Source organism: Geomonas oryzisoli (assembly GCF_018986915.1).
In the GTDB taxonomy this organism is placed as follows: domain Bacteria; phylum Desulfobacterota; class Desulfuromonadia; order Geobacterales; family Geobacteraceae; genus Geomonas; species Geomonas oryzisoli.
Map to the genome: position 1 here is coordinate 3,207,992 of NZ_CP076723.1, position 17,989 is coordinate 3,225,980.

General features: G+C 63.9%; 16 protein-coding genes. 5 read left to right on the forward strand and 11 right to left on the reverse strand.

Features of this window, described 5'->3' with window-relative positions; genetic code table 11:
* Positions 1-5 precede the first annotated feature (5 nt).
* The gene (locus KP004_RS13990) at positions 6-1,982 is read left to right on the forward strand and encodes a bifunctional diguanylate cyclase/phosphodiesterase (RefSeq protein ID WP_216799132.1); all 1,977 of its coding nucleotides are present in this window, start codon (positions 6-8) and stop codon (positions 1,980-1,982) included.
* On the opposite strand, the gene KP004_RS13995 is transcribed toward KP004_RS13990, so the two are convergent.
* Positions 1,975-2,295 (reverse strand): hypothetical protein, encoded by a 321-nt coding sequence (locus KP004_RS13995; RefSeq protein WP_216799133.1) that lies wholly within the window; start codon positions 2,293-2,295, stop codon positions 1,975-1,977. The two genes, KP004_RS13990 and KP004_RS13995, sit on opposite strands and share 8 nt — an antisense overlap.
* A 167-nt stretch (positions 2,296-2,462) precedes the next feature.
* Between KP004_RS13995 and KP004_RS14000 the strand changes: the two genes are divergently transcribed.
* The 3 genes from KP004_RS14000 to KP004_RS14010 are packed head-to-tail and all read left to right on the forward strand — an operon-like array spanning position 2,463 to position 6,631.
* Positions 2,463-4,637, forward strand: coding sequence for a type I secretion system permease/ATPase (locus KP004_RS14000; RefSeq protein WP_216799134.1), 2,175 nt, complete (start codon positions 2,463-2,465; stop codon positions 4,635-4,637).
* 13 nt (positions 4,638-4,650) lie between these two features.
* Positions 4,651-6,009, forward strand: coding sequence for an HlyD family type I secretion periplasmic adaptor subunit (locus KP004_RS14005; RefSeq protein ID WP_216799135.1), 1,359 nt, complete (start codon positions 4,651-4,653; stop codon positions 6,007-6,009).
* Positions 6,010-6,013: 4 nt separating this feature from the next.
* Positions 6,014-6,631, forward strand: a complete 618-nt coding sequence (locus KP004_RS14010) for a response regulator transcription factor (RefSeq protein ID WP_216799136.1) — start codon at positions 6,014-6,016, stop codon at positions 6,629-6,631.
* A gap of 181 nt (positions 6,632-6,812) precedes the next feature.
* On the opposite strand, the gene KP004_RS14015 is transcribed toward KP004_RS14010, so the two are convergent.
* From KP004_RS14015 to KP004_RS14050, 8 genes are all read right to left on the reverse strand, one after another.
* Positions 6,813-7,433 (reverse strand): CAP domain-containing protein, encoded by a 621-nt coding sequence (locus KP004_RS14015; RefSeq protein ID WP_239026814.1) that lies wholly within the window; start codon positions 7,431-7,433, stop codon positions 6,813-6,815.
* Complete coding sequence (locus KP004_RS14020; protein WP_216799137.1) at positions 7,430-7,705, reverse strand: hypothetical protein; 276 nt, start codon at positions 7,703-7,705, stop codon at positions 7,430-7,432. Before KP004_RS14020 ends, KP004_RS14015 begins: the two co-directional genes overlap by 4 nt.
* A gap of 490 nt (positions 7,706-8,195) precedes the next feature.
* Positions 8,196-8,897, reverse strand: a complete 702-nt coding sequence (locus tag KP004_RS14025; protein ID WP_216799138.1) for an amino acid ABC transporter permease — start codon at positions 8,895-8,897, stop codon at positions 8,196-8,198.
* 55 nt (positions 8,898-8,952) lie between these two features.
* Complete coding sequence (locus KP004_RS14030; protein ID WP_216799139.1) at positions 8,953-9,657, reverse strand: amino acid ABC transporter permease; 705 nt, start codon at positions 9,655-9,657, stop codon at positions 8,953-8,955.
* 180 nt (positions 9,658-9,837) lie between these two features.
* Positions 9,838-10,659: an ABC transporter substrate-binding protein gene (locus KP004_RS14035; RefSeq protein WP_216799140.1), complete on the reverse strand. Its 822-nt coding sequence runs from the start codon at positions 10,657-10,659 to the stop codon at positions 9,838-9,840.
* A gap of 86 nt (positions 10,660-10,745) precedes the next feature.
* Complete coding sequence (locus tag KP004_RS14040) at positions 10,746-11,480, reverse strand: amino acid ABC transporter ATP-binding protein (RefSeq protein ID WP_216799141.1); 735 nt, start codon at positions 11,478-11,480, stop codon at positions 10,746-10,748.
* Positions 11,481-12,113: 633 nt separating this feature from the next.
* Positions 12,114-13,541 carry a sigma-54-dependent transcriptional regulator gene (locus KP004_RS14045; RefSeq protein ID WP_216799142.1) on the reverse strand — a complete coding sequence of 476 codons (1,428 nt, stop codon included), beginning with the start codon at positions 13,539-13,541 and terminating at the stop codon, positions 12,114-12,116.
* 232 nt (positions 13,542-13,773) lie between these two features.
* On the reverse strand, positions 13,774-15,603 hold the full coding sequence (locus KP004_RS14050) for a transporter substrate-binding domain-containing protein (RefSeq protein ID WP_239026815.1): 1,830 nt from the start codon (positions 15,601-15,603) through the stop codon (positions 13,774-13,776).
* A gap of 225 nt (positions 15,604-15,828) precedes the next feature.
* Between KP004_RS14050 and KP004_RS14055 the strand changes: the two genes are divergently transcribed.
* The gene (locus KP004_RS14055; RefSeq protein ID WP_216799143.1) at positions 15,829-16,323 is read left to right on the forward strand and encodes a hypothetical protein; all 495 of its coding nucleotides are present in this window, start codon (positions 15,829-15,831) and stop codon (positions 16,321-16,323) included.
* 3 nt (positions 16,324-16,326) lie between these two features.
* On the opposite strand, the gene KP004_RS14060 is transcribed toward KP004_RS14055, so the two are convergent.
* Together KP004_RS14060 and KP004_RS14065 are read right to left on the reverse strand one after the other, a co-directional pair.
* Positions 16,327-16,623, reverse strand: coding sequence for a hypothetical protein (locus tag KP004_RS14060; RefSeq protein WP_216799144.1), 297 nt, complete (start codon positions 16,621-16,623; stop codon positions 16,327-16,329).
* A complete protein-coding gene (locus tag KP004_RS14065) occupies positions 16,620-17,918 on the reverse strand; it encodes an NfeD family protein (protein ID WP_216799145.1) in 1,299 nt (432 codons plus the stop codon). The genes KP004_RS14060 and KP004_RS14065 overlap by 4 nt, the downstream gene beginning before the upstream one ends.
* Positions 17,919-17,989 lie beyond the last annotated feature (71 nt).

Below are 17,989 nucleotides of genomic sequence, written 5' to 3' on the forward strand. Positions count from 1 at the left end.
ACCCTATGACACTGTATCGACAGCTCATCATCTTCACCGTGGTGCTCTTCCTGCTGCTGTTCACCGGCACCTGGTACGCGAAACTCGCCAACACCCGGACCTTCCTCACCAACCAGCTGGAGTCGCACGTGCAGGATACCGCCACCTCGCTCGCGCTCTCCATCTCGCCCCACGTGGCGCAGAAGGACCTGACCCTGGTGGAAGGTATGATCAACGCCCTGTTCGACCGGGGCTACTACCAGAAGATCACCTTCGCCGACCCGCGCGGCAAGGTGCTCATCGAGAGGACCCTCCCGGTCCGGGTCGAAGACGTGCCGCAGTGGTTCGTGGCGCTGGTGCCGCTGAAGACCCCGGAGGCGGTCTCGGACGTGATGGCGGGATGGAACCAGGGGGGAACCATCCTGGTGAAGAGCCATCCCGGCTACGCCTATGCGACGCTGTGGAGCGAGGTGCTCAGCATGACCGCCTGGTTCGCCGCCTGCGCGGCCTTCCTGCTCGTGACGGCGGGGATCGGGCTCAGGATCCTCCTGAAGCCCCTGGCCGCCGTGGAGCGCCAGGCTGACGCCCTGTGCCGCAAGGAGTACCAGCTGCAGGAGTCGCTGCCGCGCACCCGCGAGTTCAAGAGCGTCGTGGAGGCGATGAACCGGATGACGGTGAAGGTGAAGGAGATGTTCGAGGAGCAGGCGGCGCGCGCCGAGGGGCTCCAGGAGCGCGCCTACCAGGATCCGGTCACCCTCCTGGGCAACCGGCGCCTGTTCGAGAGCCAGGTGAACGCCGACCTTTCGCGCCAGGACCACAACGGCTGCGGTCTGCTCCTTTTGCTGCGCATCCACGGCCTGGAGGCGCTGAACCAGAAGAAGGGGCTGCAGGCGGGGGACGATCTGCTCAAGCGGGTGGCCTCCCTTTTGAGCAGCTCGGTGCACGCCTACGCCGACTGCGCGCTGTCGCGCCTCACCGGCGGCGACTTCGGCATCTTCCTCCCCGATGCCTCCCCCTCCGAAGGTGGCATCATCGCCACCGAGATCGCGGCGCAGCTTGGCCGGATCGCCATGGAGAAGATCACGCTCTCCGACAACATCGGCCACCTGGGCATCGCCACCTACCAGGGAAGCACCACCCTGCCGAGGCTTCTGGCGGAGGCGGACCTCGCGCTCTCGGCGGCGCTGCAGAAGGGGGCCAACAGCTTCGAGCTGCGGGCGGTGACCGGGGAGACGGAAACGCTGCCGCAAGGGCAGCAGCACTGGAAGGACGCCCTGGTACGGGCGCTCGAGGAGAGGCGCATCAGGCTCGACGCGCAGGGGGTGATGAAAAACGGGCCGGGAAGCAAGCTCCTCCAGCTGGAGCTCTTCGCGCGCATCATGCAGGAGGACGGCCAGCCGCTGGACGCAGCCCTGTTCATGCCGGTCGCCGAGCGGCTGAAGCTCGTCTCCGCCATCGACCGGATGGTGATCGAGGAGGCCCTGAAGGCCGACTACCGCCGCCTCGGGGTGGACCGGATCGCCATCAACCTATCCCCCAGTTCGCTCGAGGACGATGCTTTCCGCAGCTGGCTCTACGCCTTCTTGAAGGCGCTCCCCTCCGGCGCACCCCACGTGAGCTTCGAGTTCTCCGAGTTCGCCGCGGTGCAGTACCTGCAGAGCATCAGGGAATTCGCCGCCGCGGTGCGGGCCTGCGGCCACGGCATCGGACTGGACCATTACGGCCGCAGCTTCTCCAAGCTCGGTTACCTGCAGTCCCTGCACCCGGAGTACGTGAAGGTCGACCGGGCCTACACCGGCGAGCTCTCGGGCGGGGAGAACGACAGCAGGTTCTACGTCGCCTCGCTCTGCAGCGTGGCGCACAGCATCGACATCAAGGTGGTTGCGGAAGGGGTGGAAAGCGAGGAGCAGGCCGCCATCCTCAAGGAGCTCAACCTGGACGCCATGCAGGGGTACTTCTTCGGCAGGCCGATGCCGCTGGCCTCCTACCCCTCGGTCAGATGATGTCGTGCACCAGAAGGTCGTTGGAAGAGATCTTCTCGCGCAGGCTCTGGCGCGCCCTGATCCTTTGCTGCGCCTGTTCGGGAAGCTCGGTGAAGTTTATGACGTTCTTTCTGACCAGGAGGTCGACCAGGTCCTCGATGACGCGCACGGTGGCGGCGTCGGAAAAGGCAAGCGCTTCTCCCCAGGCACCGGCCTCGTTCAAAAAGGCGAGCACCTCCTCGTCCATCGGGGACTTCTGCTCGGTGGCCGATGCGGCGGGGCTTTTGTGCAGGGCGACGATCTTCCCCTCGCCGTCTCTTTCTACATAAAACATGGAGTATCCTTTCTTTGACCGGGTGGCTGACGGTATTTCCAAAAGAGGTACTGACACAGGACGACAGCCGCAAGTATAACGCAAAACGTTTACCAATGTGAAAGGTATTATGCTAGAATATTTCCCATTCATTTCAGCGGCCCCTTTTACAGCTAAGAGGAGCAGACGTGCCAGAGACTGAAAACAGCAGGCTTGAAACAGAGTGGAACATTGGCGAGGACAGCGACCGCCACGACGACCCCCTTCTCGACTCGCTGCTCCTGGTGGCCAAGCTGCACGGGTTGCCGGCGTCGCGCAGCGGGCTGACCGCGGGGCTACCCCTGGTGCAAAACCGCGTCACCGTCGAGCTCTTCCCGCGCTGCGCCGAACGCGCAGGGCTCTCCTCCCGGCTGGTGAAGCGCCCCCTGGAGAGGATCTCGCAGCTGCAGCTCCCCGCCATCCTGCTGCTGCACAACCGGCAGGCGTGCGCGGTGGTGGAGCGGCTCCCGGAACGGGACAGCTTCAAGATCCTCATCCCCGAGGCGGGAACCGGCGAGAAGACGGTGACCCGCGCCGAGCTCGAGAAGCTCTACACCGGCTTCGCCGTCTTCGTCCGCCCCAGGTACCGGATCGGCAAATCGACCAGCGTGACCCGCGAGGAAGGCAAAGGGAACTGGTTCTGGGGGGCGATCACATCCTCCTGGCGCGTCTACCGCGACGTCCTGGTCGCTTCGTTTCTGATCAACGTCTTCGCCCTGGTCAGCACCTTCTACATCCTGAACGTCTACGACCGGGTCATCCCCAACAGCGCCTACGAGACCCTGTGGGTCCTCTCCATCGGCGTCACGGTGGTCTACCTGTTCTCGGTGCTGATGCAGGGACTGCGCGGCTACTTCGTGGACGAGGCGGGCAAGAAGGCGAACCTCAAGATCTCGTCGCTTCTTCTGCAGCGGGTGCTGAACCTGCGCCTGGAGGCGCGCCCGCAGTCGATCGGCTCCTTCTCCAACAACCTGAGGGAGTTCGAGACCATCCTCGACTTCATCACCTCCTTTTCCATTACCGCGGTCATCGACCTTCCCTTCGTGATCCTGGGACTCATCGTCATCTGGTACATCGGCGGGGGGGCCATCCTGACCATCTTCCTGGTCTGCATCGCGCTCATGCTGGTCTACTCAGCCTTCATCCAGGCGCCGCTGCGCCGGGCCGTGGAAAACACCTTCGCGGCGTCGAGCCAGAAGAACGCCATCCTGGTCGAGGGGCTCGCCGGGCTGGAAACGGTGAAGATGCTGGGGGCGGAGTCCCACGTGCAGAGAAGCTGGGAGGACGCGGTCAGCTACATCTCCACCTGGAGCGCGCGCTCGCGCTTTCTCTCCTCCTCGGTGAGCCACGTTTCCTACCTGGTGCAGAACCTGGCCGTGGTCGCCCTGGTGGTGGCCGGCGTGTACGCCATCGCCATGCGCGAGCTGACCCAGGGCGGCCTGGTGGCCCTGGTGATCCTGTCCCGGCAGGTGGTGGCGCCGGTGGCCCAGGTGGCCAACCTCGCCACCCGCTACCACCGCGCCAAGGAGGCTTACAAGGCCTTGGACGACATCATGAAGCTCCCGGTGGAACGCCCGGCCGGCAAGACCTTCCTGCACCGCCCGCGCTTCAAGGGGGGCATCGGGATGAAGGGGCTCACCTTCGCCTACCCCGGCCAGACGGTCAACGCGCTCAACAACATCTCGCTGCAGATCGCACCGGGGGAGAAGGTCGGCGTGATCGGCCCCATCGGCTCCGGCAAGACCACGCTGGGCAAGCTCCTCTTGGGGCTCTTCGAGCCGGCCAGCGGCATGGTCACCATGGACGACACCGACCTGCGCCAGATCGACCCCGCCGAACTGCGCCACTACGTGGGGTACGTCCCGCAGGACATCTCGCTCTTCAAGGGAACCGTGCGCGACAACCTCACCCTGGGGGCCGCCGACATCGAAGACCACGCCATCATGCGCGCGGCGGAGCTGGCGGGAGTCGGCGAGTTCGTGAAAAAGCACCCCATGGGCTTCGACATGGAGGTGGGCGAGTTCGGCCGCGGCCTCTCCGGCGGGCAACGCCAGTGCGTCGCCATCGCGCGGGCGCTCCTTTTGGACCCCCCCGTGCTGGTCTTCGACGAACCTACCAGCAACATGGACAGCCGCGCCGAGGTGAGGCTCAAGAACAACCTGGCGGCCGGCGCCAAGGAAAAGACCATGGTTCTGATCACGCACCGCGCCTCGCTCCTGGAACTGGTGGACCGCATCATCGTGATCGACAACGGCGCCGTCATCGCCGACGGGCCCAAGGCGACGGTCCTGGAAGCGCTGCAGCGCGGGCACCTGAACATCTAGCGGAGAATACGACGTGGAGATAAAAGCAGCCAAGAACAAGGGTAACGGGGTGTTCCGCAGGATGCCCGAAGACGACGTCGACTACGTCACCGACATCAGGACCTCCATCCTGGTGCAGTCCCCGCGCGGCGGGCGGGCCATCCTCTGGGCCACGCTGGCGCTGTTCGTCATCTTCATCGGGTGGGCGGCGGTGTCCGAGGTGGAGCAGAGCACCAGGGGCGAGGGGAAGGTGATCCCGGCCAGCCAGGTCCAGGTGATCCAGAACCTGGAGGGGGGGATCCTCTCCGAGCTGCACGTGAAGGTCGGGGACACCGTCAGGAAGGGGCAGCTCCTCCTGAAGATCGACGAGACCCGGTTCATCTCCTCCCTGGAGCAGAGCCAGGCAAAATCCGGCGCCGACAAGGCCAAGGCCGCCCGCCTGCGCGCCGAGGCCGCCGGCAGCACCAGCTTCTCCATGCCCAGCGACGTCCCCGCCAGCATCGCCTCCAGCGAGCGTGCCCTGTTCGAGTCGCGCCGCTCCGAGCTCAAGCACTCCCTCGAGGTGAAGCAGTCCCAGATCGACCAGCGCCAGAGTGAACTGAGGGAATTGAACACCAGGCTGCGCGAGCTGAACCAGACCTACACCCTGTACCAGAAGGAGATCAACATCACCCGTCCGCTGGTCGCCAAGGGCGCGGTCTCCGACATGGAACTGTTGCAGCTCGAGCGCAAGGCGAGCGAGATGAAGGGGGAGATCGAGACCATCAAGCAGTCCATCCCGCGCACCCAGGCCAAGATCGACGAGAGCTACGCGGCCATGAAGGAGCTGCGCCTCAATTTCGCCAACAAGGCCAAGGCCGAGTACAACGACACCGTGGCCAAGGTGGGCGAGGAAACCGCCTCGTCGCTCGCGCTCAAGGACCGGCTGGACCGCACCCTGGTGCGCTCCCCGGTGAACGGCACCGTGAACCGGATCCTGGTCAACACCATCGGCGGGGTTATCCAGCCGGGTATGAACATCGTGGAGATCGTCCCCACCGAGGGAACCCTGCTCATCGAAACCAAGATCAAGCCGGCCGACATCGCCTTCTTGAAGCCGAACCAGAAGGCCACGGTGAAATTCACCGCCTACGACTACACCATCTACGGCGGTCTGGAGGCGCGCCTGGAACAGATCGGCGCCGACAGTCTCACCGACGACAAGACCAAGGAAAGCTACTATCTCGTCACGCTGAGGACCGACCGCAACTACCTGGGGACCAAGGAAAAGCCGCTTCCCATCATCCCGGGCATGGTGGCCAGCGTGGACATCGTGGCCGCCAAGCGGACCATCCTCTCCTATCTCCTGAAGCCGATTCTCAAGGCGAAGTACGCCGCGTTGCGCGAAAGGTGATTACATGCTGATCCTGCTGGCAAGCGCAAACGAAACCCTGGTGAACCGGTGGCAAGGGCTGGTGGAGCAAGGGAACCTGATCCAGGAATGCCGCACCCTGGGTGAATTGAAACGGCTCGCGTCGTCCGGGGAGTTCGAACTGGTGCTTTTGCACCGCGACCTGGTGGACCTGGCCGCCTGCGCCGAGCTGCGCGCCGCGGCCCCGACGGCCCGGCTCTTCCTGCTCTCGGACCGCCCGGAACCCGAGGAGGGTCTCTCCTTCCTGAAGGTGGGCATCGTGGGCTACGCCAACAGCTACATCGCCCGGGACAACCTCCTGGAAGCGCTGCGCGTGATGGCAAGCGGGGGGGTGTGGCTGGGACAGCAGGTGATCCAGCAACTGATCCTGGAAGCCGCGCAGAACAGCGCGGGGAGGGAAAGGAACACCGACAGGCTCCTGGCCCCACTGACCCCGACCGAGCGCAGGGTGGCGGAACTGGTGGCGGCCGGCAGGACCAACCTGGAGATCGCCGCCGACATGGGCATCGTGGAGCGCACCGTCAAGGCCCACCTCACCTCCATCTACGGCAAACTCCCCGCCGGAAACCGGTTGAGCCTGGCGCTCCTGGTCAACCAGGGGTAGCCGCACCGGCGAGGGGACGGGGACCGTTTCCCAGCTCTCCCCCTCCCTTGACGGGAGGGGGCAGGGAGGTGGGTGAAGCTGCCATCGAGCAGTTGCGGAGCCGAGGGGCTGGCACCTGCTGAAGCGAAGGGGGACTGGAAGCGAGGGGGACTGGCACCTGCGGAGCCAGTCCCCTTCCTGTTTAGCGGCTCTGGAAGCCTCCGGCGAGGTCCATGACGCAGATGGTGCGGTAGAGGGGATGCGGGCCGCAGGCGATACCCGCCGTGGCGTAGGAGCGGTTGAAGATGTTCTTTCGGTGTCCCCGGTCCGGGACCCCGTCGTCGATGATGAGCCCCATCACGACCTGCCTGGCCGTGTCCGGGCCGTAGCTGATGTTCTCCCCGATGGTCGAGCGCCAGGAGCCGTGCTGCTCGATCCTCTTCCTCATGTCGCCCCGTTCGCCGTGGCCGGTCTCCCCCGAGGCGCTCTGTTCCCGCACCAGGTCCGCCGCGGCCTTGGCCAGTCCCGGCGACCAGGAGAGCGCCGGCAGCGGGCGCTGCCGCGACAGGAACTGCACCGCCTCGTCCAGCGCCCCCTTACCTTCCGAGGTCATCACCACGTTCAGCGATCCCGGCAACCGATACCCTTTGCCGATGAAGCTCCTTCTGAACTCACGGATGTATTCGGCGTAGCGCTGCGGGTTGCGGCGCGCAGCGTTGGTTTCCGCGAGCACCTGTTGGCCGAGGTCGTCCGGTTCGGCGCAGGCGGCACCCCGGGCGAGCAGGAAGAGCAGGCAGGATAGAGCCAACCTTGTCTTGATCATTTTTTCCCCTCCAGCAGAGCCAGCCTCGCCTCGAACACCTTGAGCGCGTCCGCCAGCGTCGCCTCGATGTCGTCTCCGTACACCGTGAAGTAGAGGTAGTTTCCCGAGTAGTGGTGCCAGTTGAGGTCCTCGACCAGGAGCGGTTCGAGATAGCGTTCCATCTTTTCGTAGGGGTAGAAGGGGTCGCCGTTGGGCCAGGTGCGCCGCAGTTTCTGCGCCTGGTTGTCCGTAAGCGGGATGCGATACCGAACCGAAACGACCTGTGCCTGCATGACTGCCCCCTCACACCTTGAATGCGCGACCGAAACCATCCCCTCCCCCCTGGCGGGGGAGGGTTAGGGTGGGGGGGAAGACGCCACCGGCACAGCAGACGGCAGCTTCACCCACCCCCCCCCCCCCCCCCCACCCCCCCCCCCCCCCCCCCCCCCCCCCCCCCCCCCCCCCCCCCCCCCCCCCGCCCCCCCCCCCCCCCCCCCCCCCCACCCACCCCCCACACCCCCCCCCCCCCCCCCCCCCCCCCCCCCCCCCCCCCCCCCGGGGGGGGGGGGGGGGGGGGGGGGCCCCACCACGCCACCGGCACAGCAGACGGCAGCTTCACCCACCCCCCAGCCCCCTCCCGTCAAGGGAGGGGGAGCATAAGACCAAAAGGATAAGCGAGCCGGCCGCTGATGACAAGCCCCTCCTCTGTTCTCTCCGACGACAAAAAACGCCCCCCTTGGCAAGCCAAGGGGGGCGTCTCTACGTCAGGTGCCACCGGGAAACCTAAATGGACTTTCTCCAGGCGAGCCTTCCCTCCAGCCAGCGCGAGAAGCTGGTGAAGGCGAAGCAGAGCACGAAGTAGACCGCCGCGATGAAGATGAAGATCTCGGTCGGGAAGGCCATGGTGCGGTTGTTGATCTGGGTGCCGACGTGGGTCAGCTCGGAAACCCCGACGATGAAGGCGAGCGAGGTGTCCTTGATCAGCGACACGAACTGGTTCACAAAGGACGGGATCATGTTCCTAAGCCCCTGCGGCAGCACGATGTAGAGCATGGCCTGCCAGTGCTTCAGTCCGGTCGAGACGGCCGCCTCGGTCTGCCCCTTGGGGATCCCCTGGATGCCGGCGCGCACGATCTGCGACATGTAGGCCGAGGTGAAGATGGTGAGCCCCATGATGACCGTGGTCGCTTCCGGCACCGTCTTGCCCATCAGGGCCGGCAGCAGGAAGTACATCCAGAAGATCACCATCAAAAGCGGAATGCCGCGCACCGCGTTGATGAACAGGTTCACCGGGTAACGGATCACCGCGTAGCGCGACAGGCTCAAGAGCCCCAGGATCAGCCCCCCGAAAAAGGAGAGGATGCAGGAGACCATCGCGAGGTACATGGTGAGACCGAGCCCGCCGAGCGGCCCGTTCGGGTAGCGCCCGATCATGAAGTAGGTGAAGTTATCTATGATTACTTGAAAGTTGAGTGCTTCTTCCATTTTCTTCTCCGTTTCCCGCGGGAAAATCCGCCGATCTCGTTACTTAACCCGGCGCCTAGGCGCGCTGCGGGTTGAGCACCTTCTTGTTGTACAGGTCCATGAGCGCCGTGATCACCACGGACAGCCCGAGGTAGACCACGGTGGCGGCGGTGAACGCCTCGAACCCCTTGAAGGTATAGCTCTCGACCTGGCGCGCCTGGTAGGTGAGTTCCATGACACCGATGCTCATGGCCAGCGAGGAGTTCTTGGCCAGGTTCAGGAACTGGTTCACCAGCGGCGGGATCGTGATGCGCACCGCCTGCGGCAGGATGATGTACTGCATGGAACGGAGATAGGAGAAGCCGGCGCTTCTGGCCGCCTCCATCTGCTCCTTGGGAATGGAGAGGATGCCCGACCTGATGTCCTCGGCGATGAAGGCCGAGGTATAGATGGTGAGGGCGATGGCGGCCGCGACAAACTCGAAGTTCGTGCTGTTAAGCCACTCGTTGACCGCCGCCGGGAGCACCTTGTACGAACCGAAGTACCAGAAGAAGATCTGGACCAGCAGCGGCGTGTTCCGGAAAAACTCCAGGTAGGCGGTGGCGATCCAGCGCACGGGGCGGTAGTGGCTCATCTTCAGGACGGCGATCAGAAGCCCCAGGATGAAAGCGCAGACGATGCCGACGGCGGAGAGCTCCAGGGTTACCTTGAGCCCGGAAACCAGCCATTCGAAATACTTGCCGGAGGTGACGATGGACCAGTCAAATGTGTACTTTAGCACGTGAAACCCCTTAGAGGCAGATTGAAACTAAGATTAAGATTGAGACAAAACTACCAGCAACGCACTTTTCTCAACCAAAGCTCAGCATCAACCTGATTTGCTGTTGAAACGGCAGTCAAGGTCGAGGTTGAGACTAAGTATGGTTTCCCTTAATCTCAACCTCAATCTTAATCTGCTTTGTTACTTGTCAGCTACGATCTTGAAGGTGCGCTTGAGCTGGAAGTCGGTACCCTTGCCGAACCACTTCTCGAAGATCTTCTTGGCTTCGCCGCTCTTCTCCATGTCGAGGATGGTCTTGTTCACGAAGGCGATGAACTTGGCGTCGTCCTTCCTCATGCCCAGGCCGTAGGGCTCGTTGGAGATCTGGACGTTCGGGATCTCGAACTTCGCCTTGTTGGGAGCCTTGGCGAGGATGCCGGCCAGGATCGCCTCGTCGGTGGTCACCGCCTGCACCTTACCCTGCTGCAGGGCGAGGAACGCCTGCGGGTAGTCGTCGAAGGAAAGCACGGTGGCGGTCGGCAGGGCGGCCTTCACATTCTGCTCGGAGGTGGAACCCTTGGCGGTACCGATCTTCTTGCCGGCGAGATCCTTCAGGCTCTTCACTTTGCCCTTCACGGTGATGAACTTCTGGCCGGTCGCGAAGTAGGTGTGGCTGAAGCCGATCTGCTTGGCGCGCTCCGGGTTCTTGGTCATGGTGGCGGCGATGATGTCGATGTTGCCTTCGGTGAGCTGCGGCATGCGGGAAGCGGAGGTAACCGGCTTCAGCTCGACCTTCACGCCCAGCTTCTTGGCGATTGCTTTTACGAAGTCGACGTCGTAGCCCACGATCTCGCGGCTCTTCTCATCGACGTAACCAAACGGAGGGAGGGAGTCCTTGACACCGGCAACGAGGACGCCTTTCTTCTTGACTTCGGCAAGGGTGTCGGCGGGAGCCGCGGCCATCGCCTTACCGAAAGAACCAAACAGGGCCAAACCCATAACAACAGCAGCCAATCTTTTCACAGTACTCTCCTTTGATGTTCGGTATTAACAGGCACCCGCCACCCGCCGCAGGGGATCCGGCGGCGTTCGCCGGGTGAACGAGTTCTCTAGTGCATCGGCGACAGCAGCTGCTTCAGGAACTGCTTGGCGCGGTCGTGCTGCGGGTTGCGGAAGAATTCCTCCGGCTGGGCCTCCTCGAGGATCACGCCGTGGTCCATGAACACCACGCGGTCGGACACCTCGCGGGCGAAGCCCATCTCGTGAGTGACGCAGACCATGGTCATGCCGGTGCTGGCCAGGTCCTGCATGACCGCTAGCACCTCGCCGATCATCTCCGGGTCGAGCGCCGAGGTCGGCTCGTCGAAGAGCATGATGCGCGGCTTCATGGCCAGGGCGCGGGCGATGGCGACGCGCTGCTGCTGGCCGCCGGAGAGCTGGGTCGGGTAGGCGTCACGCTTGACCGCGAGGCCGACGCGCTCCAAAAGTTCCATGGCCTGCTCCTGCGCTTCCTTCTTGGGGGTCCTGCGGATCTTGGTCGGAGCCAGGGTGATGTTGTCGATCACCGACAGGTGCGGGTACAGGTTGAACTGCTGGAACACGAACCCCACCTCGGCGCGCAGCCTGTTGATGTCGGTCTTCTTGCTCCTGAGGTCCATGCCGTCGACGATCAGGCTCCCCTCCTCGATCGGCTCCAGCTGGTTGATGGTGCGGATCAGGGTGGACTTGCCCGACCCCGAAGGACCGCAGACCACGACCACTTCCCCCTGTTTGACGTGGAGATCGATCCCGTTAAGCACGTGAAGCTTTTTAAACCACTTGTGGACCCCTTCAAACTTGATCATCTGCTGCTCCTTTTCTATTTGTTGCCAATCGAGTCACTCGAAGCTGCTGCACAGGATATGGGCAGATCTCCCGCCCAGCCGTTCACGCCAACCGACGTTTTGTCTGCGGAAAGGCGAGTAAGCGTACAGTCTGGCTTTACATACAGCAAAGCCGGTGCCAAATACGACGTAAACAGCTAACAACACGGATTGATATCCGAATACGGCATTTCCGGAGCCAACATTAAAAACAATGGGGTATAACCACTCATGGAAAGCTGTTTGACAGAAATAAGGAAGTGACGAAGAAAGGGGATTTTACGGCGGGTATAACAATCATTATAGGCTTAACGAAAGTTATACCTCTTCAGGTGAGCACGAAGATGGACCGTCAGGAAAGCCGGTTTATGACAGGCGTTGGTTTGATGAAAAAAGCGGCAAAAACAGCGGTTGGCTGGTTGAGGTGACGGGGCCGGGGCTGCAAAGGGATGCCTCCAATATAGGCACACCTAGTCCCCTCCCCCGCCTGCGGGCCATAGCCCTACGGTGGGCGAAGGCCCGGAGGGGGAGGGTCAGGGAGGGGGAAATCCAGCCACTGCCAGCGCCCCCCTCCAACCTCCCCCCTCCGGGGGGGAGGCTTCACTTGCCTCTCCTCTATTCCCCTTTCCCGTCCCGTTGCAGCTTGAGCCTCTTGCTGAGCGCCGGCTGCGAAATCCCCAGCATGCGCGATGCCATGCTCTGGTTGTTGTCGGAGCGCCGCATCGCCTCGGCCACCAGCTGCTCGACCGCCGCGCTCAGGGTGGGGATCTCCTGGCAGGAGTAAAAGACGTTCTGTTCCCCCGCCGCCATGGCCTGTTCCGCGGGGACCTCCCCCTGCACCTCCATCGCCTGCCTGAAGCCGTTCATGGAGAGCATGCGCGAGGAGTGCACGCTCATGGCGTCGTAGACCATCGACCTCAGCTCGCGCAGGTTCCCCGGGAAGCTGTAGTTGGTGAGAAGGGTCAGGAGTTCCTTGGGGTAGCTGGGAACCTTCTTGCCGAACACCGCCGCGCTCTCCTTGAGGAAGTGGTCCAACAGCAGCGGGATGTCGTCCTTTCTCTCGCGCAGTGGCGGGATGTGCACGTGGTGCGCCCTGAGGCGGAAGTAGAGGTCCTTCCTGAAGCCGCCCGCATCCTTCTTCTTTGAGAGATCATGGTGCGTCGCCACCACGATGCGCGCCCTGAGCTGCTTGGGCTGGTCGCTTCCCAACGGATAGTACTCCCCTTCCTGCAACAGGCGCAAAAGCTTCACCTGGCAGGCAAGCGAGAGGTCGCCGATCTCGTCGAGAAAGAGCGTCCCCTCGGCGGCCTGCTCCACCATACCGCTGCGGCTCTCGTCGGCGCCGGTGAAGGCTCCCTTCTTGTGCCCGAACAGGGTGTCGGTGAAGACGTTGTCCTCGAGACCCGCCACGTTCACCGGGACCAGCGGTCCGTCGCCGCGGCTTAACGTGTGGATGGCGCGGGCGATCAGTTCCTTGCCGACGCCGCTTTCCCCGGTCACCAGGATGGGTTGGGTGCTCTTGGCCACCGCCTCGATGTACTGGAAGATGGAGCGCATCGCCTTGTTGTTGGTGACGAGGGAGGCGAAGGCCTCCGGGCACTCCAGGCGGTCGTTCAGGAAGCGGCGCCGCATCTCCTTGTTTTCCCGCTGCAGCTCCTGCATCCGGATGGCGCGCCGCACCGATTCGAGGATGTGATCCTCCTCGTCGGTCTTCACCAGGTAGTCGAAGGCGCCCAGTCGCATGCAGGAGACCGCCGTCTCGATCTGGTTCAGGCCGGACAGGACCACCACGGTGACCTCGGGATGTTCCTCCGCGATGCGCGCCAGGAGCTCCTGCCCGGAAAAGTAGGGCATGGTCAGGTCGAGCAGCACCAGGCCGATGTTGCCCTGGTCCAGCGCCCCCATCACCAGGCGGCTGTCGGTGAGCGCGGTGATGTTGCTGATGGCGCCGGGTCCTTCCAGCGTCATGCGCAGGCTGCGCAGCCAGGGGGCCTCATCGTCCACCAGCAGCACACCGAAGGCCGGATATAGTGCTTCGCTCATCTGCTACTCCTCTTCATCGTTTCCGGGGACTGGCTCCGCAGGTGCCTGCCCCCCTTAATCTTCATGCTCCTCCCCCCGGAGGGGGGAGGCTGGGAGGGGGGAACGCGGGCACAGAGGAAATCCCCCTCCCTGTCCCTCCCCCTCCGGGGGCGGGAACGCTCTATCGGCAGGATGCTCAAATGCCATCCTTAGCACATCGTCCCTGGGTAGTCCTCCGTGTCCTCTGTGGACCTCAGAGTCCTCTGTGTTCCGGGTTTCCCTTCGGCTGCAGCGCCGGCAACTCCATGGTGACCGTGGTACCGAATCCCGGCTGCGAATCGAAATTCAGCGTGCCGCCGTGCTGCTTCACGATCCCCGCCGAAATGGAAAGCCCAAGGCCGCAGCCACCCTCTTCGCGCTTGGTGGTGAAGAAGGGATCGGTCAACCGCGCCAGGTGCTCGGGCTCCACCCCCCTCCCCTCGTCGCGCACGGTGAGGAGCACCAGGTCCCGGAAACGGTCGTGCCGCGTGGAGATCTGGATGTTCTTGCCGGTTCCCTCCAGCGACTGGGCCGCGTTCAACAGGAGGTTCACGATCACCTGCTCGATGCGCTGGCTGTTCCCCTTCACCCGGGGCAGGGTATCGGCGAAGTTGGCGATCACCTGGTGCGAGTTCTTCACCACCGTGTTCTCGACCAGGCGCAGCGCGGCCTGGGCACAGAGATTCAGGTCCAAAAGTTCGGTGAGGTCGGCGCTGTCGCGGCGGGCGAAATCCTTCAGCTCGGCGACGATGCGCTTGATCCGTTTGGCCGCGTCCTGCGTCTCGGACAGCATGTGCGGCAGCTCCTCGCGCAGCCGGTCGTAGCTGTGCCGCCCCAGTTTGAAGTCGCCGTGCTGTTCACGGTACTCGTCCAGGATCGGCTGGGAGCCGCGCAGGACCTCCTCGAAACGCGGGAGGTTCAAAAGGATCAGCCCGTTGGGATTGTTGATCTCGTGCGCGACGCCCGCCACCAGGGTCCCCAGCGAGGCGAGCTTGTCGGCCTGGACCAGCTGGTCCTGGTGCATGCGCAGCTTCTCCAGCGCCGCCTGTTTCTCGGCCACCTCGCGGGCGAGCTCCTCGGTGCGCTGCGCCACCCGCCTCTGCAGGGTCCTCGACCAGACCACGGTCCCGCCCAGAATCAGCAATAACGGCAGGGACACCAGGGTCACGTAGCGCACCACCCGCCCCCAGGAAACCGGCTGCGATTCCATCACGCCGAGCCACTTGTTGTGGATCTCCTGGAACTGCCCGGATCGCTTCAGGATGGCGAGCCCCTCGTTGAAGCGCGCCAGCACCTCGGCGTTCCCCTTCTTGACCGCATAGCCGTAGGCCTGGGTCATGATCGGTTCCGCCACCGGCACGATCCGCTTGAGCCCCATCTCCTTTTCCAGGTACATCCCGGTCAGCCGGGAGACGAGGGCGCAGTCCCCCCTCCCCTGGTTCAAAAGCCTGAGTGCCTCGGCCAGCGTGTCGGTGAGAATGAGCCGCGCCTTGGGGTCGAACCCTTTCATGAAGTCATGCATGATGCTGTTCTTCATCACGATGACCTCTTTCCCGCGCACGTCCTCGATGGACCTGATGCGCCGGTCGTCCCGCCGGATCCAGATGGACTGGAACAAAAGCGCGTGCGGCGTGGAGAAGTCGACCTCGCTGGTGCGCTCCTGGGAGAACGCCATCCCCTGCAGAATGTCGACGTCCCCCTGCTCCAGCGCGCGGCGCATCCCGTCCCAGGGCCCGAGCGAAATCTCCACCTTGAAGCCCATCACCTCGGCTATGGCGCCGGTCAGTTCGACGTTGAAGCCGGCGGGCTTGCCGTCGTGGTCGACGAACTCGTAAGGAGGATAGTTGAAGTCTCCCCCGACCACGACCACCGGTTTGCCGATTCCGCCGCGCCCCAGGGTGGTCGCTCCCTCCACCGTGGCCGACAGCACCAGGAACAGGACCAGGAACAGGGTGATTCGGGACAGACACAGCCGCTTTCCGCCGGGACCGGCGACGCGGGATCTCTGGATGTACTGTGCTGAACGGAAAACGTGCAAGGGCAAGACACCTTAGCAGGGGTTAGCGGGATAGAGGACGATGGGAAATTAATGGCATAGACCGAAGGGTTATGTCAACCGCGATCACCCACCGGCACGGAAGACGGAAACGTGGGCACGCTGCAAAGATTATTGCGTCCCCCCCACTTGCTTTTTGCCGGGGGCCGGTATTATTTTTAACGTGACAACCGAAGTGTCCCCTCTACCACAGGTTCTACTACAGGTGATGATATGCGGCTTTCTCTCTATCTCGAACATGGCGAACAGTTCTCCCGGGCCGCGCTGAAACTTCCGGTGCAGACCCCCATCGATATCGAGTCCACCCTGCTCAACTGCTACATAGAAGTACTGCCGGTGGCGGCGTCCTATTACATGGGGCCGGAACACCTGCCAGGCATCGAGTTCCCGCACCCGGAAATCCGCGTGGTATTCCAGCTGAAGGAACACCCGCAGGTGGCGGCGGTCTACTCCATCGATGTCTTCGTGACCGATGCCATGCTGAGTCTGATCAGCCACGCCCAGGGGCATACCCACGTGGACATCAACCGCAGGGCGGCGCACATCGAGAGGCTGATATCCAACAAGCAGAACGGGCTTTTGGAACTGATCGGGTGCAACCACAACACCCTCATCGACCGGCTCACCCAGGCCTTCATCGGCCTGCGCAGCGCGTACCTCAACGCACTCAACGAAGAGGGGTGCCTCCCCATCCCGAAGCACTACTAGTGCTTACCCGGGGCGACTGAAACGCTCGAGGCAGGGCCGGCACAGGCCCTCCTCGGGCTGCCACCCGGGAAACCTCTCCTGCACCCGCTCCACGACCACCGGGTCGTCCGCCCCCTGCGCCCGGTACACCAGCTCCGGCACCTCCTGGCCACAGACCGGGCACTCCGGCACGACATCATCCCTTTCCTCCCGCATGTTCGCCGTCAGGTTGGCGCGCTGGCGTTGCAGGCAGGGAAGCCCCAAAAGGGCATCCCCCAGCCGCAGGTCCCCCGATTCCTTCCGTTTCCTACCCTGGGTCATGATCCGCTCCGCACGTCGTCTTCGTCTGCACTGCTGCGCACCGTGAGATGCAGCCCGGTCACCGCGACCACGCGCACCTTTTCCCCCTGGCGCACCGGCTCTTCGCTGCGCGCGTTCCAGTATTCGCCGCGCAGCAGCACCCTCCCCTCCGGCGCCAGGTCGGTATCCGCCACCCCGACCTCACCGAGCATCCCCTCCACCCCGGTGATCGGTTTCTCCCGGTGCGCCTGGATCACCTTGACGACCACCACCGTGAAGAAGAGCGCCGTCACCCCGACCGCCCCTGCCAGCACCTCCCAGGAGAGGCGCAGGTACGGCTCCGGCGACGGGAACAGGATCAGCGATCCCAGCACCATGGCGACCACGCCCCCGACCGCGAGCATCCCGTAGGAAACCACCTTGATCTCGGCGATGAACAGGATGATGCCCAAAAGGATCAAGGCGATCCCCGCGTAGTTCACCGGCAGGGTCTGCAGGGCGAACAACGACAGGAGCAGCGAGATGCCGCCGATCACCCCGGGCAGGATCACCCCCGGGTTGGAAAGCTCGAAGAAGAGCCCCGCGATCCCCAGGAGCATCAGCATGTAGGCCACGTCCGGGTTGCTGATCGCGTCGAGGATCCGGTCGCGGGTCCCCATTTCGTGAGTCACCACCCGTGCCCCGGCCAGGTGCAGCACGACCTCTTTCCCCCCCCGCTGCAGCTTGCGCCCTTCCAGGCTTGCGAGAAGGTCCTCCCGGGTCGGCGCCACCAGGTCGATCACCCGCTGCGCGAGCGCTGCCTCGGCGGAAAGGGAGATGCTCTGGCGCACCATCCTGCGGGCCAGTTCCACGTTGCGTCCCCGTTTGGCGGCGATCCCCTCGACGTAGGCCTCGGCGTCGTTCACCAGCTTCGCTTCCATGACCGGGTCGGGCTTGCCCCCCAGACCCACCGGATGAGCCGCACCGATGTTGGTGCCGGGGGCCATGGCGAGAATGTCCGCCGCCAGGCCGATGACCGCCCCGGCCGAGGCCGCCCGCGCACCGGAAGGGGCGACGTAGACCGCCACCGGGACCGGTGCGCTGAAGATGGCCTGGACCGCCTCGCGCATGGCCGTGTCCAACCCGCCCGGCGTATCCAGTTCCACCAGCAGGAGCCGGTCGCCCCGTTTCCCGGCCGCCGCCAGGTTCTCCTTGAGAAAGGCGGCAGTGATCGGGTTGATCGGCCCGCGCAGGGAGATGAGCCCCACCTGCGGCTCCTGCGCCGTCAGGCACAACGGCAGCACCAGCATCAGCAGCACCCAAAACAGCCGTTTCATGTCCGCACCTCCCGCAAAACCCAAAGGCTGGATGCTCACGCAAAGCCGCAAAGGCGCAAAGCTCACCGCCA